Source organism: Streptomyces asoensis (genome assembly GCF_016860545.1).
Taxonomy (GTDB): domain Bacteria; phylum Actinomycetota; class Actinomycetes; order Streptomycetales; family Streptomycetaceae; genus Streptomyces; species Streptomyces asoensis.
In genome coordinates this window covers 508,604-532,748 of sequence record NZ_BNEB01000001.1, presented here as the reverse complement: position 1 = coordinate 532,748, position 24,145 = coordinate 508,604, and the positions used below count along the sequence as shown (strand labels likewise).

Annotated in this window: 17 protein-coding genes; 6 read left to right on the top strand and 11 right to left on the bottom strand. The window is 73.4% G+C overall.

Going from position 1 to position 24,145, the window contains the following annotated elements; all coding sequences use genetic code 11:
- Positions 1-351: 351 nt before the first annotated feature.
- From Saso_RS02315 to Saso_RS02305, 3 genes are all read right to left on the bottom strand, one after another.
- The gene (locus tag Saso_RS02315) at positions 352-1,425 is read right to left on the bottom strand and encodes a LacI family DNA-binding transcriptional regulator (RefSeq protein ID WP_189917472.1); all 1,074 of its coding nucleotides are present in this window, start codon (positions 1,423-1,425) and stop codon (positions 352-354) included.
- Positions 1,426-1,500: 75 nt separating this feature from the next.
- Entirely contained in the window at positions 1,501-2,652 is a 1,152-nt protein-coding gene (locus Saso_RS02310) for an FAD-dependent oxidoreductase (protein ID WP_189917470.1), read from the bottom strand.
- 132 nt (positions 2,653-2,784) lie between these two features.
- Positions 2,785-3,657 (bottom strand): LLM class flavin-dependent oxidoreductase, encoded by an 873-nt coding sequence (locus tag Saso_RS02305; protein WP_189918500.1) that lies wholly within the window; start codon positions 3,655-3,657, stop codon positions 2,785-2,787.
- A 168-nt stretch (positions 3,658-3,825) separates the two neighbouring features.
- Here Saso_RS02305 and ligA point away from each other — a divergent pair, with 168 nt between their 5' ends.
- Positions 3,826-5,982: an NAD-dependent DNA ligase LigA gene (gene ligA, locus Saso_RS02300; RefSeq protein ID WP_189917468.1), complete on the top strand. Its 2,157-nt coding sequence runs from the start codon at positions 3,826-3,828 to the stop codon at positions 5,980-5,982.
- 868 nt (positions 5,983-6,850) lie between these two features.
- On the opposite strand, the gene Saso_RS02295 is transcribed toward ligA, so the two are convergent.
- The gene (locus Saso_RS02295) at positions 6,851-7,921 is read right to left on the bottom strand and encodes a glycoside hydrolase family 5 protein (RefSeq protein ID WP_189917466.1); all 1,071 of its coding nucleotides are present in this window, start codon (positions 7,919-7,921) and stop codon (positions 6,851-6,853) included.
- 569 nt (positions 7,922-8,490) lie between these two features.
- Here Saso_RS02295 and Saso_RS02290 point away from each other — a divergent pair.
- Positions 8,491-9,441 carry a M28 family metallopeptidase gene (locus Saso_RS02290; RefSeq protein ID WP_189917464.1) on the top strand — a complete coding sequence of 317 codons (951 nt, stop codon included), beginning with the start codon at positions 8,491-8,493 and terminating at the stop codon, positions 9,439-9,441.
- A gap of 85 nt (positions 9,442-9,526) precedes the next feature.
- Here the strand turns inward: Saso_RS02290 and Saso_RS02285 are convergent, their stop codons facing one another.
- Genes Saso_RS02285 through Saso_RS02255 form a run of 7 tightly spaced genes read right to left on the bottom strand, consistent with a single transcriptional unit; the run spans position 9,527 to position 20,228 of the window.
- Entirely contained in the window at positions 9,527-12,007 is a 2,481-nt protein-coding gene (locus Saso_RS02285; RefSeq protein WP_189917462.1) for an AMP-binding protein, read from the bottom strand.
- Between the two features lie 45 nt (positions 12,008-12,052).
- A complete protein-coding gene (locus Saso_RS02280; protein ID WP_057599918.1) occupies positions 12,053-12,481 on the bottom strand; it encodes a nuclear transport factor 2 family protein in 429 nt (142 codons plus the stop codon).
- A gap of 57 nt (positions 12,482-12,538) precedes the next feature.
- On the bottom strand, positions 12,539-13,780 hold the full coding sequence (locus tag Saso_RS02275) for a beta-ketoacyl [acyl carrier protein] synthase domain-containing protein (protein WP_189917460.1): 1,242 nt from the start codon (positions 13,778-13,780) through the stop codon (positions 12,539-12,541).
- Between the two features lie 12 nt (positions 13,781-13,792).
- Positions 13,793-14,806 carry a zinc-binding dehydrogenase gene (locus Saso_RS02270; protein WP_189917459.1) on the bottom strand — a complete coding sequence of 338 codons (1,014 nt, stop codon included), beginning with the start codon at positions 14,804-14,806 and terminating at the stop codon, positions 13,793-13,795.
- Between the two features lie 12 nt (positions 14,807-14,818).
- Positions 14,819-18,925, bottom strand: a complete 4,107-nt coding sequence (locus Saso_RS02265) for a non-ribosomal peptide synthetase (RefSeq protein WP_189917457.1) — start codon at positions 18,923-18,925, stop codon at positions 14,819-14,821.
- Positions 18,922-19,230, bottom strand: coding sequence for an acyl carrier protein (locus Saso_RS02260; RefSeq protein WP_189917455.1), 309 nt, complete (start codon positions 19,228-19,230; stop codon positions 18,922-18,924). The genes Saso_RS02265 and Saso_RS02260 overlap by 4 nt, the downstream gene beginning before the upstream one ends.
- Positions 19,227-20,228: a ketopantoate reductase family protein gene (locus Saso_RS02255; RefSeq protein WP_189917453.1), complete on the bottom strand. Its 1,002-nt coding sequence runs from the start codon at positions 20,226-20,228 to the stop codon at positions 19,227-19,229. The genes Saso_RS02260 and Saso_RS02255 overlap by 4 nt, the downstream gene beginning before the upstream one ends.
- Before the next feature lie 860 nt (positions 20,229-21,088).
- Here Saso_RS02255 and Saso_RS02250 point away from each other — a divergent pair.
- The 4 genes from Saso_RS02250 to Saso_RS02235 all read left to right on the top strand — a co-directional run bounded on the left by Saso_RS02250 (position 21,089) and on the right by Saso_RS02235 (position 24,121).
- A complete protein-coding gene (locus Saso_RS02250) occupies positions 21,089-21,322 on the top strand; it encodes an acyl carrier protein (protein WP_189917451.1) in 234 nt (77 codons plus the stop codon).
- A 320-nt stretch (positions 21,323-21,642) separates the two neighbouring features.
- Positions 21,643-22,680, top strand: a complete 1,038-nt coding sequence (locus Saso_RS02245) for a class I SAM-dependent methyltransferase (RefSeq protein WP_189917449.1) — start codon at positions 21,643-21,645, stop codon at positions 22,678-22,680.
- Complete coding sequence (locus Saso_RS02240) at positions 22,677-23,066, top strand: cupin domain-containing protein (RefSeq protein ID WP_189917447.1); 390 nt, start codon at positions 22,677-22,679, stop codon at positions 23,064-23,066. The genes Saso_RS02245 and Saso_RS02240 overlap by 4 nt, the downstream gene beginning before the upstream one ends.
- Complete coding sequence (locus Saso_RS02235; protein WP_189917445.1) at positions 23,063-24,121, top strand: pyridoxal phosphate-dependent aminotransferase; 1,059 nt, start codon at positions 23,063-23,065, stop codon at positions 24,119-24,121. Before Saso_RS02240 ends, Saso_RS02235 begins: the two co-directional genes overlap by 4 nt.
- The last annotated feature ends 24 nt before the right edge of the window (positions 24,122-24,145 follow it).

Here is a 24,145-nt window from a genome sequence, read left to right as displayed (position 1 = left end):
GGCATCCGTGCCGGTCGCTTCGCCGCCCCGACTCTGACCCCGGAACGGCGAAGCCCACCCGTACGGGCGGCCTTCACGGCCGGCCGCAGGCACGGTCTGCCAGGACCGTGCCCCGGTGATGCGGAGGGTGCCGGGCGGAATCGAGTACCAGGTCCCTCGCGCTGCCGAGCATAACCATGTCCGACGGGCGGCCCGCCTGCCCGGTCGGCGACCCCTGCGTCCGGCGGCCTGGCCACCCGGTCGGCCCGCGCGTCCGGGAACCGCTACGGCGCTGCGCGTGCCGGTGCGGGTGCCGTCGGCGACCCGGTCGGCGCTCGTGTGCTGTGGCCGCGGCCGTGGCCGTCGGTCAGGTCAGGCGGGGGGTGGGCCCGAACTTTCGCGGACGATCAGGGCGGTGCCGGCGAACGTCGGCGCGGGTGGCCGGGGTGCGTGCTCCAGGCGGTCGCGCAGGAGGGCGAAGGCGTCGCGGCCCAGTCCCTGGAAGTCCATCCGGACCGTCGTCAGGGACGGGGTGACGAACCCGGAGTGCGGGGCGTCGTCGAAGCCGATGACGCTGACGTCGCCCGGCACGGACCGCCCGGCGTGGTGCAGGGCGCGCAGTACGCCGAGCGCCAGGTCGTCGTTTCCGCACAGGACCGCCGTGACGGCCGGATCGTGGGCGAGCGCCTGGGCCTGGTCGTAGCCGGCCCGAGCGTCCCAGCCCTTGCCGCCGTGGGGTTCGGGCGGGGTGACGCCGGCCGTCTCCAGGGCGCTTCGCCACCCCTGCGCCCGGGGTCCTTCCGAGTGCCGGGTGCCCACCGAGGACGGGATCGCCAGGTAGTGCACCGTGCGGTGCCCGAGGTCCAGCAGGTGTGCCGTGGCGGCGCGGGCCGCTTCACGGTCGTCCGCCCAGACGGCCGGACGGGGAGGTGTCCGGCCGGGCGGGGGCGCCTCGACGACCGCGGCGCAGGGCACGTCGGCGGGGACGTGGTCCAGGGCGGTGGCGCCGAGCCGGTCGAAGCCGATGACCACGAGCCCGCCTCCGTCGGCCACGGCCGACGTGAGGGTGCGGTCCAGGTCGTCCTCGGGCGTCAGGAGTTTCACGCCCAGCGAGTAGCCCGCCGCGCGGGCCGCCTCCTCCAGGCCCTGGAGCGTGGCCGCGTAGCCGTAGAGGGTGGTGTTCGACGTGAGGACGGTGACCGTCCGGGTGACTCCGCTGGCCAGGGCGAACGCGGTGGGGTTGCGCCGGAAGCCCAGCGCCTCGATCGCGTCCTCGACCCGCCGCCGGGTCTCCTCGCGGACGTTCGGACGGTCGTTGATGACCCTCGAGACGGTCTGGTACGAGACGCCCGCTGCCCGGGCGACGTCCCGGATGCTGGCGGCCCTGTGCGGTTCCGGTCCGGGGCCCGACGGGCTGCCGGAGCCTTTGTGACCGCTCACACTCATGGGGTCAGTGTGGGCGGCGATCACGCGGGCCGTCAACAGGTGGCGGCGGCAGGGACCTTCACCGCCCGGGTCCGCTCAGGACAGGGGCGCGGCCCACTCCAGTTGCCGGGCGAGCGCGTCGCCCGGGCGGGCCGCGGGTCTGCCGCCGGGCGCGGGCGCGTGGACGCCCCGGGAGATGTTGCCGCTGACGGTGGTGTTGTGTTCGACGCGGGGGCGGCGCAGGGCCTCGTAGCGGGAGAGCGCGGACTCCGTGTCCGGGGCGTCCCGCAGGCACTTGGCGAGGATCACCGCGTCCTCCAGGGCCATGGAGGCGCCCTGCCCGGTCGCGGGGGAGGCCGCGTGGGCCGCGTCCCCGACGAGCAGGGTGCGGCCGCGGCGCCAGGGCGTGCCGTTGGGGATCTCGGTCGCGTTGGTGACCAGGACGGGGCCGGTGGTGGCCGCGACGACGTCCGCGGCCGGCGTGGTGTCCCGGCGCAGCAGCGGCACGAGCAGGTCACGCCACCGGGTGGGCGCGGCGTGGGCGGTCTCGTCGGCGGTGAGCGGGGCCTCGGCGGTGACCCGGGCGAACCAGTACGTCTCCCCTCGCGGTGACGTCGTGTGGCCGAAGGCGGCCGCGCTGCCCCGGATCATGGTGATGCACGCCGTGCCGTCCTCCCCGGCTGCCGGAGCCCAGGAGGAGTAGCCGTAGAAGACGTGCTGTCCCGCGTAACGGGGCCGTGCGGCGGGGGCGATGCTCCGCCGGACCGCGGAGTTCAGGCCGTCGGCGCCGAGCAGGAGGTCGCCCGAGGCGGTGCTGCCGTCCGTGAAGTGCGCGGTGACGCCCCCGGGGCCGTCCTCCACGGAGGCGAGCCGGGCGCCGTGGACGATGCCGATGCCACGGCCGACGGCCTCCGACCGGAGTGCCGCGCCGAGTTCGCCGCGGCGCAGGCAGCGGTAGCGCAGCACCGGATCGTCGGCCTCGCCCAGCGGGGCGCGGGCCACCTCGGTGCCCTCGGCGTCGAGCAGCCGCATCGTGGTGAGCGGGAAGCCGGCCGCCGTGACCGCGGGAGCCGCGTCGAGCTCGGCGAGGGCCCGCAGGCCGTTGCTCGCGAGGGTGAGGAAGGCGCCGATGTCCTCGGCGGAGTCGGGATGCGCCTCGTACACGGCGACCTCCTGTCCCGCCTTGTGCAGCGCCAGGGCCGCCGCCGTGCCCGCGATGCCGCCGCCGATCACCAGGAGACGCGCCATGCCCGGACCCCGCCCTTCCCTCCACGGACGCACGGACCCCGTCGTCGTGCGCCCGCAAGGGGAACGCCCGGGCCACGGCGCGGAGTTCCGGCCGGGGGCCGTCCTGCGGATCCCGGCCGGTGATTCACCCGTTCAGCGGCCCAGCGCCGTCAGCACGGACTCCAGCTGGCGCAGCGGCCCGGGGCCGACGACGCGCAGGACGACGGTGCCGGCGCCCGCGGCGGCCAGGTCCCGGACGCCCTTCGCGGCCTGTGCGGCGGTGCCCGAGACGGTGAAGACCTCCTCCTGGGGGCGGCCGAGCCAGGCGCCGTGCCCCTCGGTGTACGGGTGCAGGATCCGCGCGACCTCGCCGGGGTCGTCGCCCACGCACGCGAAGGACAGCACCGTCAGCGTGTGTCCGGCGTCCGCTCCGCCCTTGGCGGTGAGTTCTCTGGTGGTCTCCAGGTCCCGCGGGCCGTGGCCCTCGGCGACCAGGGTGCCGTCCGCCACCCGGCCGGACAGTTCGAGGGAGCGAGGACGGACCACGCCCGCCACCACCGGCGGGACCTCGGCCGGCGGATGCACCAGCTTCACCCCGTCGAGACGCACCTCGCGGCCGTCCAGCTCGACCCGCTCACCGCGCAGCAGCGCGCGGACCGAGGTGATCGTCTCCTCCAGCAGGGCCAGCGGCGACCCGGGCGCGACGCCGACCGACTCCATCCACTCGCGCACCCCGTGCCCGACCCCGGCCACCAGCCGGCCCGGGAACACCCTTGCCAGCGTGGCCAGTTCCATCGCCAGGAGCGCCGGACTGCGCAATGGGGCCGGTGCGATCCCGATGCCCACGCGCAGCCGCTCCGTCGCCCCCAGTGCCACGGCCGCCGCGGACACCCCGCCGTTCCAGCCGAGGTCCTCGACCACCCACAGGTCGTCCACCCCGAGCTCCTCGGCCCGCCGCGCGAACCCGGGCAGTTCCTCGGGCGCCCAGTCGCGGTCGTACATGACTCCGACCCGTACGTTCGTCACGTTCGTCATGTCCGGAACCTATGGCGTGGCGGCGAGTGGATCAACGGCGTATCACGGCGGGAACGGCGACGGACGCCCGTGGCCCCGCGGGGCCGGCCCGTCCCGCTTGCCCGGGCGCCGTCCCCGCCCGCCGGGGCGTTGTCAGTGGTGGGAGGCAGGATGGACGGCATGACGACACCTGGTGCAGTGATCGATGACGCCGTCGCCTACGCGCAGGCGATCGAGGACGCGGTGCGGGCCTCGGCGGCCTACTACGAGGGCGGCACGTCGGCGCTGGACGACGACGCCTACGACCGGCTGGTGCGCTCCATCGCGGCCTGGGAGGAGGGGCATCCGGACCAGGTGCTGCCCGACTCGCCGACCGGCAAGGTGGCCGGCGGGGCGGTGGAGGGCGACGTCCCGCACACGAGAGCCATGCTGAGCCTGGACAACGTGTTCTCCGCGGAGGAGTTCACCGCCTGGACCGCCTCGCTGGCCCGGCGCGTCGGCCATGACGTCACCCGGTTCAGCGTCGAACCGAAGCTCGACGGTCTGGCGATCGCGGCCCGTTACACCCACGGCCGTCTGACCCGGCTGATCACCCGCGGCGACGGGACGGCCGGGGAGGACGTCTCGCACGCCATCGGCACCGTCGAGGGCCTGCCGGCCGAGCTGACCGAACCGGTCACGGTGGAGGTGCGCGGCGAAGTCCTCATGACGACCGCCCAGTTCGAGCACGCCAACGAGGTGCGCACCGCGCACGGCGGCGCACCCTTCGCCAACCCGCGCAACGCGGCGGCGGGCACCCTGCGCGCCAGGGACCGTGCCTACACCGTCCCCATGACCTTCTTCGGCTACGGCCTGCTGCCGCTGGACGACACCGGGCCGGCGCTGGCCGCGCTGCTGGAGGAGAGCGCGCACAGCGACCTGATGCTCCGGGCCGGCGCGTACGGCGTGCACACCACCGCGGCCACGGCCGTCCCCGGCGTCACCGCGGACACGCCGGAGGAGGTCCTGGCCCGGGTGGCCGAGATCGGCGCGCTGCGCGCCTCGCTGCCCTTCGGGATCGACGGCATCGTCGTCAAGGCCGACCTGGCCGCCGACCAGCTGGCCGCCGGATCCGGTTCGCGCGCCCCGCGCTGGGCCACCGCGTACAAACTGCCCGCCGTCGAGAAGATCACCCGGCTGCTCGCGGTCGAGTGGAACGTGGGCAGGACCGGTGTCATCGCCCCCCGCGCCGTCCTGGAACCGGTGCGGATCGACGGCTCCACCATCACTTACGCCACGCTCCACAACCCGTCCGACATCACCCGCCGCGACCTGCGCATCGGCGACCACGTGATGGTGCACCGGGCCGGGGACGTCATCCCGCGCGTCGAAGCGCCCGTCGCCCATCTGCGCACCGGCGACGAACAGCCCGTCGTCTTCCCCGAGGTGTGCCCGCGCTGCGGATCGGACATCGACACCGGCGAACAGCGCTGGCGCTGCGTCAACGGCCGCGACTGCCACCTCGTCGCCTCCCTGTCCTACGCCGCCGGGCGCGACCAGCTCGACATCGAGGGCCTCGGCCACACCCGGATCGTCCAGCTCGTCGAGGCCGCGCTGGTCGCCGACCTCGCCGATCTGTTCACCCTCACCCGCGAACAGCTGCTAGGCCTGGACCGGATGGGCGAGACCAGCACCGACAATCTCCTCGCCGCGATCGCCACGGCGCGGAACCGGCCGCTGTCCCGCGTGCTGTGCGCCCTCGGGGTCCGGGGCACGGGCCGCTCCATGTCCCGCCGGATCGCACGGTACTTCGCCACCATGGACCACCTCCGCGCGGCCGACGCCGAGGCGATCCGGCAGGTCGAGGGCATCGGCACCGAGAAGGCCCCGTCCATCGTCGCCGAACTCGCCGCCCTGGCCCCGCTCATCGACAAGCTCGCCGCCGCCGGGGTCAACATGACCGAGCCCGGAGCGACCCCGCCGGCCCCGCCGCGGCCCGAGGGGGCCGAGGGAGCCGACCCGGGCGGGGACGCCGGGGACGGGGACGCCGGGGACGGGGAGGAAGCGCAGGCCGCCGCCGGGCCGCTGGCCGGGATGACCGTGGTGGTCACGGGCGCGATGACCGGAGCGCTGGAGAAGCTCAGCCGCAACCAGATGAACGAGCTGATCGAACGGGCCGGCGGCCGCTCCTCCTCCAGCGTCTCCAAGAAGACGAGCCTGGTCGTCGCCGGGGAGGGCGCCGGGTCCAAGCGGGCCAAGGCGGAGACCCTGGGGGTCCGGCTCGCCGGGCCCGACGAGTTCGCCGCGCTCGTCGCCGACCACCTGGAGACGGCGCCCGGCGCGCAGCCGGCGGCGTAGCCACGCGCACGGACCCGCCGACACCCGGGTCGGCGGGCCCGCACGGGCAGACCGACCGGCGCCGGGGGAGCCGGCCGACCGACGGGAGCGGCGGGCGCTGCCCCCGTCCGCCCGACGGGCGCGTGGCGGGGCGCTGCCCCCGGCCAGCTGGCGGGCGCGCGGCTGGGCGCTGCCCCCCGCCGGGTGAGCGCGGCGGCACACTGCCCCCGGCCGGCCGGCGGGCGCGTGGCGGGACGCTGCCTGTGGCCGGCTGACCGGCTGGCGGGCGCCGGCTCGGGTGGGCGGGCCGCTGGGCAATCCGGCAGGGCCCCGGGGGAGTCGGCCGACGGGCGGGGCGGTCCCCCCGTCCGGCCGGCGGGCGCGTGGCGGGACGCTGCCTGTGGCCGGCTGACCGGCTGGCGGGCGTGGGCTCGGGTGGGCGGGCCGCTGGGCAATCCGGCAGGGCCCCGGGGGAGTCGGGCAGCCAGCGGGTGCGGCGGCGCGCTGTCCCCGGCTGGCGGGCGCGGCGGATCACTGACCCCGGCATGCGAGAGCGGCGGGGCGCCACCCCCGGCCGGCCGGCGGGCGCGTGGCGGGACGCTGCCTCTGACCGGCTGACCGGCTGACCGGCTGACCGGCTGACCGGCTGACCGGCTGACCGGCTGACCGGCTGACGGGCGTGGGCTCGGGTGGGCGGGCCGCTGGGCAATCCGGCAGCGCCCCGGGGGAGCTGGCCAGCCGGCGAGCGCGGCGATCACTGCCCCCGGCGGGCGGGAGCGGCGACGCGCTGCCCCCGGCCGACGGGCGCGCGCTGCCCCCGGGCCGGGCACGGAAGCCGGGCCGGGGCGCCCGCCCGGCTTTCGTCCGGCTTCCGTCCGGCTTTGGTGTCTCAGCCCTTGACGGGCTTGCCGCGGCCCCAGGCCCAGGCGAGACGGTCGGCGCCCGACTGGTTGGTGGTGGCCAGCCAGGGCCGGGCCGTGGTGCCGGTCAGGGTCTGGATGGAGTACGTGTCGTCGGTGCGCAGACCCGGCCAGTACACGGAGCCCATCTTCAGCTCGCGGAAGGTGTCGGTGACGGCCTGGACGTAGTTGACGAAGTTGTCGTCCGGCGTCTTCACGTCGTAGTTCAGGCCGGTCGTCATCGGCGCGCCGAACTCGTCCGCCACGGTCCGGTTCGCGCAGTCGCCGATGCGGACCTTCAGGTCGGCCACCCACTGGTCGTAGGTCGCGTAGTCCTTCCAGAACCCGTAGTGGTGCAGGGACAGGTAGGTGCCCTTCAGCCTCGGGTCCGCGCAGACCGAGGTCACGTGGTCGTTGTAGCCGGCGCCGCTGACGAACACCCGGTTGCGCGGGACCTTCGCGTACGTCGACAGCCACTTCGCCGCGATGTCGGCCCACTCGGTGTCGGTGTAGCCGTGCGGCTCGTTCATGGGCTCGAAGTAGACGTGCTTGTCGTTCTTGTAGGCCTTGACGACGGTGTCCCACATCGGCCAGTAGGTGGCCGTGTCGTCGATGTAGCCGTCCTTGCGGGCGCCCGTGCCCTCCCAGTAGGACACGATGACCTTGAAGCCCTGGTCCGAGGCGGCGTCGATGACCCCGCGGTAGGACTTCCAGTAGGCGCCGTCGACCGTGTACGGGTTGATGGGCAGACGCACCGTGTTGGCGCCGAGGTTGGCACGGAAGGCGGCGATGATCCGGGTCGCCTTGGCGTAGGTCTGCCGGTAGGTGTCCGTGGTCGACAGGCCGGACAGCTGGAGCAGGTCGTCGGCGAAGTTGTCGCGCGGGTCGGCCCAGTTCACGCCCTTGAACTGGGTCGTGTCGGTGGCCGGTGCTGCGCCGGAGGAGGAGGCGGAGGCCGGGCTGCCGGCCAGGGTCGCGCCGGTGACGGCGGCGACGGCGACCGCGACGAGAGCGGCGCGCAGGCGGGGGGTGCGGGGGGACGGGCCGGAGGTCTTGCGCATGGACGTGCCCTTTCAGGAGAGGCGGCTCGGCGCAGGGGGACGCACGGGCTGGGCGGCGACCGCCACGTGATGTTTGCGTAAACATGACGTCCCGCGGTGACTCGATGTTTACGTAAACATGACGGCGCCGGAATCGTGGCACCCGGCGATGTGATCGTCAAGGTTCCGAGCACGTGACGCCCCGGTACCCCAGGGCGGGCGGGACGGGGCGGAGCGGAGCCCGCGTCGGACGGCCCGTCCGTGGCCGACGCCGCGAGGCGCCCGGCCCTCCGGCCTCCCGCGCCGCCCCGCGGAACCGCGCACGCGGTGCGGCCCCGGGTTTCGCCGGGCCGCTCGCCGGGACCGTGCGAAACGCGCCATGAATACATGCGCCGCTCCGGCGTGGCGGTGGTTTCGGAAAGGTTGTCCCCGGTGGGCCCACAGGAAAGAAAGCCGTTGTGGCCGGCGTGGCGGAAAAGAGCCGTCAAGGCGGTTCCGCTTGTGAAGTCCGTTGAATTCTGTTGGCTTCGGTGCACGCTTCATGCAAGCATTCTGGAAGATTAATTACTCGCGCGTGAAAGGAATCTGCTGTGCCTTTCAAGTCGTCCCGTCCTGCCGTCGTCGCGGCGTCCACGCTGTCCGTCCTGCTGCTGACGGCGGTCGGTGTGCATGCGGAAGAGCCAGCTCAGACAGGGTCGGTGCCCGACATCTCCGTCGCCAGAGTGATGCGGCACCTGGACGCGCTCCAGCGGATCTCCGACGCGAACAACGGAAACCGGGCCCATGGCACGGCCGGTTATCAGGCCTCCGTCGACTATGTGAAGAAAAAGCTGGACGCCGCTGGATTCATCACCTCGCTCCAGGAATTCGAGTTCGGCGGGAAGAAGAGCTGGAATCTGATCGCCGACTGGCCCCGGGGCGCGCAGAGCGGGAAAGTCCTCATGGTCGGGGCGCACCTCGACTCGGTCGACACGAGCCCCGGAATCAATGACAACGGATCCAGCGTCGCCGCGATCCTGGAGACCGCGCTGACGGTCTCCGCGAAGAACGTCACCCCGTCCCGGCACCTCCGTTTCGGCTTCTGGGGAACGGAGGAGGAGACGTACATCGGGTCCACGCACTACGTGGACACCCTGCCGGCGGCCGAACTGTCGAAGATCACCGCCTATCTGAACTTCGACATGATCGGCTCACCGAACCCCGGGTACTTCGTCTACGACCAGAGCCCCGAGGTCGCCCGCCACTTCGACCGGTACTTCAGCGCCAAGGGCATCCCCACCGAGCCCGCGACCGCCCTCAACGGCCGCAGCGACCACGAGCCGTTCCTGGCCAAGGGGGTCGCCGTGGGCGGGATCTTCACCGGATCCGCCGAGATCAAGACCCCGGAGCAGGCCGCGAAGTGGGGCGGCACCGCCGGTGAGGCCATGGACAAGTGCTACCACCAGGCCTGTGACACCCCCGCCAACATCGACCGGCGAGCCCTGGACGTCAACAGTGACGCCGTCGCCGCGATGGTGTGGAAGCTGGGCGTGCGCGGCTAGGACGTGTGTCGCGCCCCGGGGCCCTGCGGCCGCGAGGGGGGCGGGTCGTCCGGCGTCCGCCGGGTGACCCGCCGCCCCCTGGCGTTCACACCCGCCGGCGGTTCCGGGGGCGGGCGGCCAGGCGGGCCAGCTGCTCCCGGTCGACCTTGCCCGTGGGGCCGACCGGCAGGGCCGGCAGGACCAGCACATGCTCCGGAAGCATGTAGCTGGGCAGGCTCCCCGCCAGGTGGCGGCGGACGAACCCGCCGCCCCGCGACTGCTCCGGACCGCCCACGGCCACGGCCGCCACTATCTGCGGGCCGTCGTCGCCGCGCAGCGTGGTGACCGCGCAGTCCACCACCCCCGGCACCTGGCGCAGGGCGGCCAGCACCTCGCCCAGCTCGATCCGGTAGCCGCGGACCTTGACCTGGTCGTCGCGGCGGCCCCGGAACTCCAGGTTGCCGTCGGCCATCCAGCGGGCCCGGTCGCCCGTGTTGTACATCGACTCGTCCGCAGGGCCGCCCACCGTGTCCGCCGTGAACTTCGCGGCCGACAGCTCCGGGTCGCCGACATACCCGTCGGCCACCACCACGCCGGCGATGTGGAGATCGCCCTCGACGCCGATCGGACACGGCTTGCGGTCGCCGTCCAGGACGTAGTAGCGGGCGTTCTGGATCGGCTTGCCGTACGGCACGCTCGTCCAGGCCGGGTCGATCTCACCGATGTCGAAATGGTTGGACCAGATCGTCGCCTCGGTCGCGCCGCCCAGCGCCACGACGTGGGCCCGCGGGAAGCGGGCCCGGACCCGGCCGGGCAGGGCCAGCGGAACCCAGTCGCCGCTGAGGAAGACCAGACGCAGGCTCGGCACCGGCCCGTCCGCCGCGCCCGACCCACCTGCCCTGCCCGTATCGCCGACCCCGCCCGTCCCGCCGATCCCGCTCTCCCCACCTGTCGCGTCCGTCCCGTCCGGGCCGTCGGCGAAGGACATCACCATGCCGAGCGCGGCCGGAGCCGAGTCCCAGAAGGTGATCGGCTCGCGCAGCATGATGTCCAGCAGCCGCTCGCCGTCGCCCAGTTCGGCGGCCGGGACCACACGCAGACTGGCGCCCGCCGCGAGCACGCCGAGCAGGTCGTAGACGGACAGGTCGAAGGTGAGCGCGGTGACCCACAGCAGACAGTCGTCCGGACCCACCGCGTACGTCTCGTTCACCCACTGGATGACGTTGACGGCACTGCGGTGGCGCACCGACACGCCCTTCGGCACACCGGTGGAGCCCGAGGTGAAGATGACGTACGCGGTGTCGTCGGCGCCGGGACCGGCCGGCAGCGGCAGGGCACCGGCCTCCTCGACCTCGCTCCAGGTGCTGATCACCGGCGTGTGCGCGACGTCCGCGTCGTGCGGCGCCGGGCGCAGGACGACGTCGTACCGGTCCCGCAGGACCGGCGGCCAGCCGTCCCCGCCGCGCCGGCGGATCTCCGCCCGGACCGGCAGCCCGAGTTGGGCGGCCAGTCGCTCGAACCACGCCGCGGGCACCCGCAGATGACCGGAGTCCGGGCCCCCGTCCGGCTCCGCGAGGTCCGCGAGGATCACGGCCCCGCCCGGCGCCAGGGCGCCCACGGCGTCCCGCAGCACGGACCGCAGGTACTCGAACCCCGGGAAGAACTGGGCGACGCTCGCCAGGAGGACGACGTCCGCGCCCGCCGGGGCCACCACCCGGCCGAGGTCGGCGGCCGCGGCCTGCACGAACCGGGCCCCCTCGCCGGCCTCCCGCTCCGCCCGCTCCAGCGCGACGGCCGACACGTCGACGCCCGTGTAGCCGGCCACCCGGCCGCGCAGCGCCCCCGCGATCAGGCCGGCGCCGCAGCCCACCTCGACCACCCGCGGCCGCGGTCCCGCCGCAGCCGCCGACAGCACCAGGTCGCGCACGTGCGAGACATAGGTGTCGATCTGCGCGGCGGAGATCTCGTCGCCGGGGTTCTGGTTGAAGCCCGACGCCCGGGCCAGGTCCTCGTCCTCGGCGACGGAGTCCCAGAGCAGGCCCACCGCCTCCGTGTCCAGCGGGTCCGGGGCCGCGGCCCGCAGATCCGTGCAGACCAGCCGCACACCGATCCCCGCGAGCTGTCCGGCCTCCTCCGCGCGGCGCGCCAGCGCGTGCCCGGTGACGATCCAGCCGATTCCCGACTGGCGCAGGGGCGCCGCGATCCGGGTGGCCGGCCAGCGCGCGTCCAGCGGCACATAGGCGGCGCCGGTGCGCAGCACACCGACGACCGCCAGCACGCTGTCCCACGAGTTCTCGTGCAGGACACCGACGAACGCGCCCCGGCCCACCCCGTGACCGGCGAGGAAACGGGCGAGCAGGCCCGACTGCGCCCACAGCTCCCCGTACGTCCTGACCTCCCCCTCGCCGAGGCGGACCGCGGGAGCGTGGGGGGACTCCCGCACGCGCCGCTCGATCAGGTCGATCATGCTCACCTGGTCCTCGAACGGACGTGCGGTGTCGTTCCATTCGGCCGGTGGCGGCTCCCAGGACTCCGTGAGCCGCTCCGCCGGTCGCCGCGCCGGTTGCTCTGCCGGCTGTCGCGTCATCTGCTGTGCCCCTCCTTCAGCGGTTCACGGATGTGGGGGAAGGGGTCAGATCACCCGGCCGTACTTGGGGTTGTCGCGGTGGATGACCCGCTCCCGGATGCGCAGTTCGCCTTCCTCGCGCACCATCTGGTCCTCGACGCTGGAGGAGGAGAAGAAGTGGACCTCGTCCTGCGTGTTCGTCTGGGTCACCAGCGAGTAGTAGGTGACCCGCAGGCCGTCGCCCTCGGTCTGTTCGATCAGGAAGTGGTCGAACCAGTGCCGGGTGACGAGCCCCTCGTACATCGGGAGCATGCTCTTCATCTTGGCGCGCATCGCCTCGCGGCCTTCCACCTTCTCGCCGCGGTGGGGGTGGGCGACCGAGCCGTCCTCGGTGAAGGTGGCGGTGAAACGCTCGATGTCCAGGTCGTCCAGGACGCGCATCTGACGGGCGTAGAAGTTCTTGACCTCGATGTAGAGGTCGGCGGTGACGGACATGCGTGCTCCTCGGTAGGGCCTCGGAAGACCGGTGCGGAAAAAAGAACTGACGGATGCTCAGTGAGCGGGGGCTTCCTCGAGGACGAGGAAGGCGTTGGTGCCGCCCACGCCGGCCGACATCAGGCCGGCCGTGCGTGGGCGGCCGTTCGTGGGCCAGGGACGGCCTTCGGGAAGGATGCCGAAGCGTTCGCCGCGCCCGGTGAACTCCTCGATGGGGACCTCGGTGTTCGGGGTCGCGGGCAGGAAGCCGCGGTCGATCGCGAGACAGGTCTTGATCAGGGCCGCCATGCCGGCGGCGGTGTCGCAGTGGCCGACCGAGGCCTTCACCGAGCCGACCGCCACCGGGGGCCCGTCGGTGCCGAGGGCCTCGATCAGCGCGGTCGCCTCGATCTGGTCGTTCAGCGGGATGCCGACGCCGTGCGTCTCGACGTAGTCGACGTCGGCCCCGGTCAGCCCGGCCGCCTCCAGTGCCCGGCGCACCGCGCGGACCTTGCCGTCGACGCCGGGGATCACGAAACCGGGCTTGGCCCGCCCGTCGTTGGTGACGGCGCCGCCCCGGATGACGGCGTAGACCGGATCGCCGTCGCGCAGGGCGTCGTCCAGTCTGCGCAGCAGGACGGCCCCGGAGCCGTCGCCGGGCACCACCCCGTTGTGACGGCGGTCGAAGGGGCGCACGATGCCCTCGGTGGAGTAGATGCTGCGCGGGGTCCGCAGATAGGAGCCGTCCGCGTCCTCCTGGACGGCCACCGCCCCGGCCAGCGCGTAGTCACAGGCGTGCGCCCGCAGGCTCTGGCAGGCGAGCTGTACGGCCACCGTGGAGGTGGCGCACGCCGAGTCCAGCATCAGCGACTCGCCCCACAGGTCCTGGAGGTAGGAGAAGTACGGCCCGGCGAACGTCGGGTCGACCTGCACCACGTCGTCGAAGGCGGCCCGCGGTACGTGCTTGGTGCGGGCGCAGCCGGCGTAGACGGCGGTCCGGTCGGCGATCGCCGACAGCCTGACCCCCGCGTCCTCCGCCGCCTGCCACAGCGACTCCTGGAGGATGCCGTGCTGCGGGTCCAGGCCCTCGACGCCGACGAGCGTGTGGTCGTAGGTGTCCCGGTGCGGGGCGATCCCCCACGAGTGGACCCGCAGCCGGTCCTCGCCCAGGTCCTCCACGACCGGGACCGGCTCGCGCCGGAAGCAGTCCCGGCCCGCCACGAGGTTGTTCCAGAACGCCCCGACGTCGGGCGCCTCGGCGAAGCGGCCGCCGACGCCGATGACGGCGACCGGGGCCGAGTGCACGGCGAGTTCCGACATGCCTGTCCTCCGTCAGCCGAAAGTGAGCGCGATCTTGACGACGTCGTCCTGCCGGGTGTGCGCGAGGTCGAAGGCGTCCGCGACGTTCTTGATGTCGAAGGTGTGGGTGATGTGGTCGTCGACCTTGATCGAGCCGTCCCCGATCAGTTCCAGGGCGGTCCGGAAGGACGGGAGCCCCGGTTCCAGCTGGGCGCCGCCGACCGCGGTGATCAACTGCGCCTGGCGGACGAAGAGATGGGCGTACGGGATGCGCATGTCGTAGTCCTCGGGCATGCCGAAGAAGCCCAGCCGGCCGTGCTGGCCGACCATCCGCATGGCGTGCGCGCGCGCCCCGTCGGTGCCGGCCGCTTCGACGACCAGGTCGGCGCCCTTGCCGCCGGTCGCCTCCATGACGACCTCCTCGGCGCTCTGCCCGGGCACGTGCACGGTGGCGTCCGCGCCCAGGGAACGGGCCACCGCCAGCCGTCCCGGCTCCAGGTCGACGGCGACGACCTTCTCGAACCCGCGGTGCTTGAGCAGCTGCTGGAAGAGCAGGCCCGCCGAACCGACGCCGACGACGGCGGCCGTGGACCCCTCCGGCACCGGCTCCGGCCAGAACCGATTCAGCGCGAAGACGACCGTCCCCAGCTGCTGCGCCATCAGCTGGACGGTCGGCGCCCCGGTGCCCGTCACCGGCAGCAGGAACCGGTCGGCGATGGTCTGGTAGCGGGCGAACGACGCCATGTAGGCGTGGTTGGGCACGGTGAGCACCAGGTCACCGGGCGAGAAACGGGCCGACCGGCTCTCCACGACCTCGCCGACCCCCTCGTGCCCCGGGTATCCGGCCGGGCAGGGGTAGGGGTGGTCGCGCATGTCCCGGAAGAAGGGGGACTCGGCGCGCACCCGGTGCACATCGCTGCCGCAGATGGCGGCCACGGTGTTGCGGACGAGGACCTCGCCCTCGGCCGGCTCCCGGAAGGCGACCTCCGCCACCTCCAGACGCCCGGGTTCGACGAGAACGGCGGCTTCGCCACGTACGTGCGGCATGCGGACCTTCCTTCAGGACTGTGCGGGGAGCGGGTACGCGGAGGGCGACGGGAGCGCCCAGGACAGGGGGTGGCCGGGCAGCCGCAGCCGGCGGGCCGGGCCCGGCGGTGTCAGCCGGACCTCGGCGCCTTGGCACCACAGGCCGGCGACGGCCGCCAGCAGGGCCCGTTCGTCGGGGTCCGCGGCCGAGATGCCGAGGACGGCCACCTCGCCGAGCCGGTCACCGGCCGCCCGGAGCAGCTTGGCGGGCTCGGCCTCGGCCGACAGATGCTGTTCCTGCGGGGCCGGTCCGTCGGGGAGCAGCGGACCCAGTGCGGTGGACCACAGCAGGGTGGGGCGGCGGGGGACGGGGACCCGCGCGGCGGCTCCGTCGGCCGCCAGCCGTTCGCCCTCCTCGGCCGTGAGCGCGCCGCTCACCACCGCGGCCGCGAACCGTCCCGTCCCCACGCCGTACACCGCCGCCGGGGTCACGCCCCGTTCGGCGAACCGGGCGGTCGAGCGCAGTTGGCGGGTGAGCGGTCCGGTGTCCCGGTCGGCGCCGTCCGGCGGGGCGTCCGCGAAGGCGAACACCACGGCCGGGGGCGAACCGGGGGCGGCGGGCGTCGTGGTGTGCGGGGCCCGCAGGGCGCGTACCGCCTCGGCCGGGTCGGACGCCACGACGGCGCATCGGTGGCCGAAGTGCCGGCGGCCCGTCGCCAGCGTGTGGGCCACGTCGGCCAGGGCCAGGTGCGGGTTCGCCTCCAGATGGGCGGCCAGCCGTTCGCGGGCGACGGCGAGTGCTTCGGCGGTGGCGGCGGACAGGGCGACGATCCGCGGCCCGGGAGCCGGCACCGGCGCCGTGCCGGCCGCCACCGGCGGTGTGCGGTCGAGCGGCTTTCGGGGCACGACACCGGCCGGGGCCGCCGTCCCGTCCGCGGGCCGGTGAGCCGTGGCGATCAGGCGGGCCTGGTCGCGCACCGTGACATGGCGCAGCAGGTCGATGACCGGTACGTCGGCGCCGGTGGTCAGCCGCAGATGCTCCCGCAACGCGACCAGCAGCAGTGAATGGCCGCCGGCGTCGAAGAAGTTGCGGTCGGGCCCGAATCCGTCGTGCTCGAGCACCGCCCGCCAGGCCGCCCGCACCCCTTCCGTCACGGAGGGCACGGACACGTCGGAGGGCGCGGACGCCGCGGAAGGCGGTTGTGGTGCGCGGGCCGGGGCGGCGACCGCAGCGGGGTCGGGCCGAGCGGCCGGGGGCGTTCCCTCCGGGTCCGGCAGCCGGCGCCGGTCGATCTTGCCGGTCGGGGTGAGCGGCAGCTCTCCGACCAGCAGAAGATGGCTGGGCACGGCGAACGCGGGCAGCCGCATCCGGGCGTGCCGGACGAGCTCGTCGGCGTCCGTGCCGGGCGCGGCCACCGCGTAGGCCACGATCTCCTTCTCGTCGCGCCGGTTGACACGCGTCGTGACGAAGACCGACTCGACGGCCGGATGCGCGTCCAGCACCGCCTCCACCTCGCCGAGTTCGACGCGCTGGCTGCGGATCTTCACCTGGTTGTCGTTGCGGCCGATGAACTCCAGCAGGCCGTCCGGGCGCCAGCGCACCCGGTCGCCGGTCCGGTAGAGGCGCGTCGTGCCGTCGGTGACGAACCGGTCCGCCGTCATCCCGGGCGCGTTCAGATAGCCGTCGGCCAACCCCGCGCCACCGAGCAGGAGTTCACCCGGAACCCCGCGCGGCACCGGGCGGGTGCCGCCCTCCTGCACCACCCGTACCTCGGTGCCGGGCACCGGTCGGCCGATCGGGACCGTCCTGGCGTCCGGCGCGAGGTCGGTGATCGGGAACCAGGTGGAGGTGAAGGAGTTCTCGGTGGGGCCGTAGCTGTGCAGCAGCACGCCCGGCCGGGACCAGCGCAGCGCACGGCGCATGTGCCGTACGGAGATGAGTTCGCCGCCGAAGTACACCCGCCGCAGCGACTGGAGCAGGTCCGGGGCGTCCTCGATGATCCGGTTGAGCAGCGGTGTCGTCACCAGCAGTGTGGTCACCCCGCGCTGACGGACCACCGTGCGCATCTCGCGGGGGCTGAGCACCAGGTGCTTGTCGAGGACGACCAGCTGCGCGCCGTGCGTGAGGGCGCCCCAGATCTCGTAGCTGGCGCCGTCGAAGTTGAGCGGGCACAGCTGCGCGACGACGTCCGTCTCGTCCAGCGGGAGGAAATCGGGCCGGACGAAGAGCCGGGCCAGCCCGCGGTGCGGCAGGACGACCCCCTTGGGCCGGCCGGTGGTGCCGGAGGTGTAGAGGACGCAGAGGGTCGCGGTGTCGTCGTACGCGATCTCGGGCGCGGACCGGCCGCGGGCCCGCGCGAGCGCCTCGCCCACCGGTACGGCGGTGCCCTCCGGCACGTCGAGGGCCTGTCCGCAGTCCGGGTCGGCGACGAGGACCGCGGGACGGGCGTCGTCCACGATCAGCTGGAGCTGGGCCCGCGGATAGGCGGGGTCCAGGGGGAGATAGGCGGCGCCGGCCAGGGCGGACGCCAGCCAGAACACCGGCGTCTCGAGGCCGGGGGCGAGCAGCAGCGCCACGGTGTCGCCGGGCCCGACGCCCCGGTCGCGCAGCCATCCGGCCACCTCGCCCGCGCGGGCGGCCAGTTCGCCGTAGCCGAGGGTGCGCTCGCCATGGCGTACGGCGACGGCGTCCGGGCGGGCGGCGGCGTGCCGCAGGACCAGCTCCGGGATGCCCGGAGCCGGCGACGCGACGGGCGCGCCGTGCGCGGCGACCTCCGACAGGCCCGGGTCGCAGGCCGCGAGGAGGTCCCCGCAGGTGCTGTCGGGGGCGGCCACGGCGCGGGCCAGCAACTCGCGCAGCTCCTCGGCGAACAGCTGCGCGGTGGCGGGCAGGTAGCGGGCGGTGTCGTAGTAGACGCACAGCCGGGTACCGGAGGAGCCCTCCAGCACGTTGACCGAGAACTCGTACTTCGTCGTCTCGTCGGGGTGGTCGAAGCGGCGGACGGTCACCTCGCCGGCCCGCCACTCGTCCTCGTAGGCGGGGGTGTACATGAAGACCGTCCGCTCGACGCCCGGCCCGTCCGCCTGCTCGCTGCGGATCGCCCGCAGCCGCCGCACGGGCAGGTGGGCGTGTTCCATGGCGTCGAGCATCTGCTCGCGCAGGCGGCCCGCCACCTCCACGAAGCGGTCGTCGGGGGAGGTCCGGTCGCGCATCGGCAGCGCACGGCTGAACAGGTCGACGCGCTCGGCGTCGGCGTACCGGCGGCCGGCGAAGACCATGCCGAAGGTGCCCTCCGGCTCCCCGGCCCACGCGTGCAGCAGCACGGACCAGGCGGCGAGCAGGACGACGGCGGGGGAGCCGCGTTCGGCGGCGGCCAGCGCCTGGACCCCCGCGTGCAGCTCGGCGGGCAGAGGCACCTCGACGCGGCCGGAGGGACCGGGGAAGCCGTCCTGCGGCACCAGGTCGTGCGGGGGCGCGAGCGAGGCGGGAGCGTCGCGCAGGACGGAGGTCCAGTACGCCTCGGCCTCGGCGTCCGCGTCCGGATCGGTGTCCGCGTCCGCGGCGGCACCGGAATCCCCGGTGGCATCGATGTCGCGGCGGCCGGCACGGGTGCCGGTGCCGAGGCCGTCAGCGGTGCCGGCACCGGACGATGTGGCCGGGGCCGGGTCGCTCGACGTCCGGGTGCGGTACGCCGCCACCAGGTCCTCGGCGAGGATCCGGCTGGACCAGCCGTCGGAGACGATGTGATGCATGGTCACGGCGAGCAGCCCGCCACCCTCCCCGGCCACCAGCGTCGCCCGCAGCAGCGGCGCCGTGGCCAGGTCGAAGGGCGCGCGGCCGGCCACGACCGCGCGGGCGAGGGCCTGCGCGCGGTCGTAGTGGCCGGGAAGCCGGTCGGTGACGAACGCCATCGGCGGGTCGGCCTCGGCGGTGCGCCACAGCTCGCCGCCCTCGGTGACGAAGGCACAGCGCAGCGCCGGATGGGCGGCCAGCACGTCGGCCAGCGCGGCACGCAGCGCCGGTACGTCGACGGCCGGGGTGAACTCCAGGTCGACGGTGACGTTGTAGCGGTCGGACTCCGGTTCGCGCTGGCAGGCGAGCCAGACGTCCAACTGCTCGGAGGAGGCCCGTTCTCTCACTGCGGGACCGCCAGGTGCTCGCCGGAGGCGCCCGTACGCAGGGTGCGCACGAGATCGGCGACCGTGCGCACCGAGTGGAAGTGCAGCGGGGTGAACTCGGCGTCCGTGATGGCGACGCCGAAGCGCTGCTCGCACTGGGCGCGCAGCTCCACGAAGCCGAGGGAGTCCAGTCCCAGCACGTCCTGGAGGCCGTCGTCGTCCCCGATGCGTTCGGTGGGCACGTCCAGGAAGAGGTCCTCGACGAGGATCTCCTTGAGGATCGCTTCGAGGGTGTCGTCCCGTGTCTCGCCCGAACCGGCTGTCATGACGTTTCTCCCTTGCGATGGATGGATCGGTGCGGTGCGGGAGGCTCCACCCGCCGCTCCTGTTCGGCGGCCCTGCGCGCCAGTTCGGCCAGCGCGGGTACGGACACGCTGTGGTCACGGGCGCGGCGCAGCACCGGTTCGGTGAGCGCGGCGAGTTCGGTCGGCCTGACCCCGGCGGTGACGTCCCGGTGCAGGGAGGTGTCGGTCCGGCCGGGCAGGGTGTCCAGGGTGTGCAGCAGGTTCCGGTCGTCGACGACGACGGTGTCCGCCGCGGCGACGGCGCAGGCCTCCCGGGCGGCGTCGCGCAGCAGGGCGGCCAGTTCGGGACGTCGGCGGACGATGCCGAGGGGGCCGTCGGCCGCGGTGGTGGCCAGCGCCAGCGGCAGCAGGAGGACCAGCTTGTGCCACAGGACGCTCGCCGGATCCCGCCGCGGGGTGCAGCCGAGGCCGGCGCCGGCGAGAAGCCCGGCAAGCCGGGCAAGCCGCCGTTCACCGTCCCTTGCCTCGGTTGCCTCTCCGGAACCCGCGACGGTCCGGGCGTCCGTGCCCGTGCCCGCCGCTGTGGTCGCGAGGCTGATGTCGGCGTACAGGGAGTTCCAGGTGACCCGGCCGGGCGCGGTGCGTTCCGCCTCGATGAGGATCGCACCGACGAGCTGGCGGGCCCCGAACCTTTCCCGCAGCGCCCGCGGATGGTCGAGCCCGTTGAGCAGGGGGACGACCGAGTCCGGGGTCAGTCGCGGGGCGACCCGGGCCAGGGCGGCGGGCAGCGCGGGTGCCTTCACCGTGACCCACAGGACGTCGACCGGCTCGTCGAGCCGCTCCACCGCCCGTGCCTCGGCGGAGAGGTCGCCGTGCAGTGCGCTGTGGACGTCGATCACGCCGCGGTAGCGGGTCCGTGAGGACTCCCGCATCACCAGCACGACCTCGTGGCCCGCGCGGGCCAGCGCCGCTCCGAGGGCGAGACCGACTCCCCCGGCACCCAGAATCGCATGCCTCAACGCGCTTCCCTGATGCATCTCGTGACGGACACCGCTGCCCCGTGCGCCGCTCCGCGCACAGGTGTGCGCCGTGCGGCGGGCAGCGGAAAGACAACGCCGTGTGAATGATGGAAAGGCCGGCCTGGGCCTTTTGAAAGATCGGGCGGCCACACAACAGGTGGTCGCCGATCCGAGATTCGTCAGAGATCGAAAAAGGCTCTGACGCAATAAGGAACCGGTTGGTCGACCGGTTCTTCCTTCCCCGTTGCGGCGTACATCATTCCCCCTGTCACGCCGGTTGACGTCCGACTCGAACGCAACCCTTGAAATACTGCGTTCACAATCGACTCATCGACGGTAGAGGTGCCAAGTTTCGGCCGTCAACCCGCTTTTCGGCCAACCGGATGGCCGATGCATGCGAATCTCGGGGCGGAATCGCCGCGCGGAGCCGAAGCGCTGGCCAGGGGTTATCCGGCGCAGGGTGGCCGACATTCGCCCCTTGACTGGCTCGATGGCCGCTGCCTACTCTCCGATATCGGCAATCTGCCGCCAGGGTGAGCAATCACCTCAGGGACCGGACCGGTTTGACTTACCGGTGGAGCGTCCGTTTCTACGGGGGAAACAATTGAAGCTTCACTCAGCCACGCCCATGGGCGTGGCCCTTCCACTGCTGCCCCGCATCCGGGGCGATCGGCCGTGATCCGCCATGACACGGGGGAATTCTCTTGAGCGACGACGGCGTGAAAACACCTCCGGATCCGTATGCCGGACCGTCTTCCGGACTGCCTTCCCGGCCGGCTGCCGGGACGGCTTCGAGACGGGCTTCCGGGCCGCTTCGCGGACCGGCTTCCGGGCCACCCGTGACGACGCCGGTGCCGGCCATGGAGGATCAGGTCAGAGCCGCATGGGTCGAGGTGCTCGGGCATGACGACTTCGACGACGACACCCCCTTTCTCGAGGCGGGCGGCCACTCCCTGAAGGCCACACAGGTACTGATGCGGCTGCGTCGGCGGTACGGCGTCCGGCTGCCCAACCGGCTGTTCTTCGACCACCCCACCGTGCGCGAACTGGCGGTGGCGGTGGAACGGATCGCCGCCACCTCGCCCCGCCTGTAACCGGTCGCCGCCGCGTCGAACGCCGGCATCGGACCGGCTTCGGCCCGACGGCGGCCGGACTCGACTCCGTGCCGCTCCATGTCCTGCCCACGCCCGTCACCGTGCCCGGATGCCCGCCCGGATCCATGCCGAGTCCATGCCGAGTCCAAGGGGCGTCCGCGTGGACTCCGGGCCGGCTCGATTTCCGCTCGGGGCGGCTCGGCAATGCGGGCGCGGTGTCGGCCCGGCGTGGGCCCGCCCGGACCGGATCCCGGCATTCGACCGAAACAAGGAAGGCACTTCCCGTGACAGCTCCCCTTTCCCGCGACGGCCTGCGAGCGTTGGATGAAAGCGTTTTCCGTCCCGCCGAATGGCAGGGCGCCGCGCGCACCCCGCTCGATGCCGACACCGCGTTCAACGGATTCATCTCCACGCATGTCGTTTTCGCCCTGGAGCAATTGGGGCTGTTCGCCTGGTTCGACGAGACCGACCGGCTCGATGTACCCCAGTACTGTTGGCGCCGGAAGCTGGACGAAAGGGTTTTCCGCCAGTTGGTGTCCGCGGCGGAGGCCTTCGGATACCTCGACATCGACGACGACCGGGTGACACCCACGCCGGCCTGGGGTGAACTCCGCCGGAAAATAGGGTTCTTCACCTGGGGCGTGGGCGGATACCACAATGTCTTCGCCAACGCCGCGTCCATCGCGCGAGGGGAACGCGCTTTCGGCGAGGACGTGTTGCGGGACGAGGCCATGGTGGCGCTCGGTTCGGCCCAGGCCGACATGGCGCTGATGCGGAATCTGCTCGACGAACAGATCGCCGAGCTCGACTTCTCCGTCATCGCCGACCTCGGCAGCGGGATCAGTGAGCGCGTGTCCCGCCTCGTCAAGTCCCGTCCCGGCGCCCGCGGACTGGGCCTGGACATCAGCGCCTCGGCCACCGCACTCGCGGCCGGGACCGTCGAGCGCCACGGGCTGACCGACCGGGTCCGGCCGATCTGCGCCGACGTCCTCGACATCCTCTTCCACGGCCGCCGCATCGAGGGCGCCGACCAGGTGGACGTCGCGATGAGCTTCATGTTCCTGCACGACCTGCTCGTCGACCCCACCACCCGCACGGACGTCATCCCGGCGCTGCGCAAGGCGTTCCCGCGCGCGCACACCTTCCTGCTCGCCGACACCACCGTCCGGCCGCGCGACGAGAAGGACACGCTGCCCGTCTTCTCCAGCGGCTTCGAGCTCGCCCACGCGCTGATGGGCGTCCCGATCTACACGCGCGAGGAGTACGAGAACCTCTTCCACGAGGGCGGTCTCCACCTGCGCCGCACGGTCCCCTTCGGCGCCCCGCACACCTACCTGTTCGTCCTGGAGGCCCAGTGACGACCGAGCGATGTCCCGCCGACCCCGAGATCGTGGAGGGTCTGCCCATCCCCCTGGCCGTGGCCGGACACCACCAGCCCGCGCCCTTCTACCTCACCGCGGACATGTTCGGCGGCCTGCCCGTGCAGCTCGCCGGCGGTGAACTCAGCACCCTGGTCGGCAAACCGGTCGCCGCGCCGCACACCCACCCGGTCGACGAGCTCTACCTGCTGGTCTCCCCGAACAAGGGCGGCGCCCGCATCGAGGTCCAACTCGACGGCAGACGCCATGAACTGCTCTCACCGGCCGTCATGCGGATCCCGGCCGGCAGCGAACACTGCTTCCTCACCCTCGAGGCCGAGGTCGGCAGCTACTGCTTCGGCATCCTCCTGGGGGACCGGCTGTGACCCCGGCCGCGGGCAGTGCGTTCAACACGAGTGTCGCCGGGGCCGACGACCTGATCCGGCTGCATCTGAGCGAGAGTCCGCACGGGGCCAGCAAGGCCGCGCTCCAGGCGGCCGAGCGGGAACTGGCGCGGGTCAACGTCTACCCGGACCCCGAACGGCAGGAACTGGTGCGGGCGCTGGCCACGCACTGGGGTGTCGGCCCCGAGCACATCGCCGTCGCCAACGGCAGTGACGAACTCGTCCTGGCCACCGCCCTGACCCTCGGCGACCGGAACCTTCCCGGCCTCGTCACCGACGGTACGTTCCCCGGCTACCGGGCCTGCCTGGAACTGCTCGGGCGCGGCTGCGCCGCCGTACCGGCGGCCGGCACGGCCGTCGACGTCGCCGGGTTCGCCGCGCGGCTGCCCGGACACGGGATCGGCTATCTGTGCAACCCGCACAACCCCAGCGGGGCGGCCCTCACCCGGCAGGAGCTCGGCGCGCTGGTCGACGTCTGCGGCCGCAGCGGGGTCCCGCTGGTGTTCGACGAGGCGTACATGGAGTTCGCCGGCCCGGACGTCCCGCAGACCCGCGACCTGACGGCCGCCGGGGACGCGCCGGTCGTCGCGCTGCGCACCTTCTCCAAGGCCTACGGCCTGGCCGCGCTGCGCGTCGGCTACGCCGTCGGCCGGCCCGATCTGATCGCCGGGCTGCGGGGGACCCTGCGCGCCCTGCCCTTCAGTGTGAACCGGCTCGCGCAGGCGGCCGCGATCGCCGCCCTCGGCGACCCGGACTTCGTCGACGGGGTGCGCCGCTCCACCGCCGAGCGGCGGCGCTGGTTCGTCGGCGAGCTGGACCGCCGGGGCCGCGCCCATCTGCCCTCCGTGACCAACTTCGTCGCCGTCGCGGCCCGGGACTGCGCCCGTGCTCAGGATCGTCTCGCCGCCGATTTCGGCATTCTCGTTCGCAATGCAGGGCTGTTCGGATTCCCCGGATATCTGCGTACGTCGCTCGGCGAGAAAGAGGACCTGGAGCGGTTCCTCGACGCCCTCGACGAGATCGAACAGAACCCCTGAATTCGCACCGGAACCCCCGGCGAA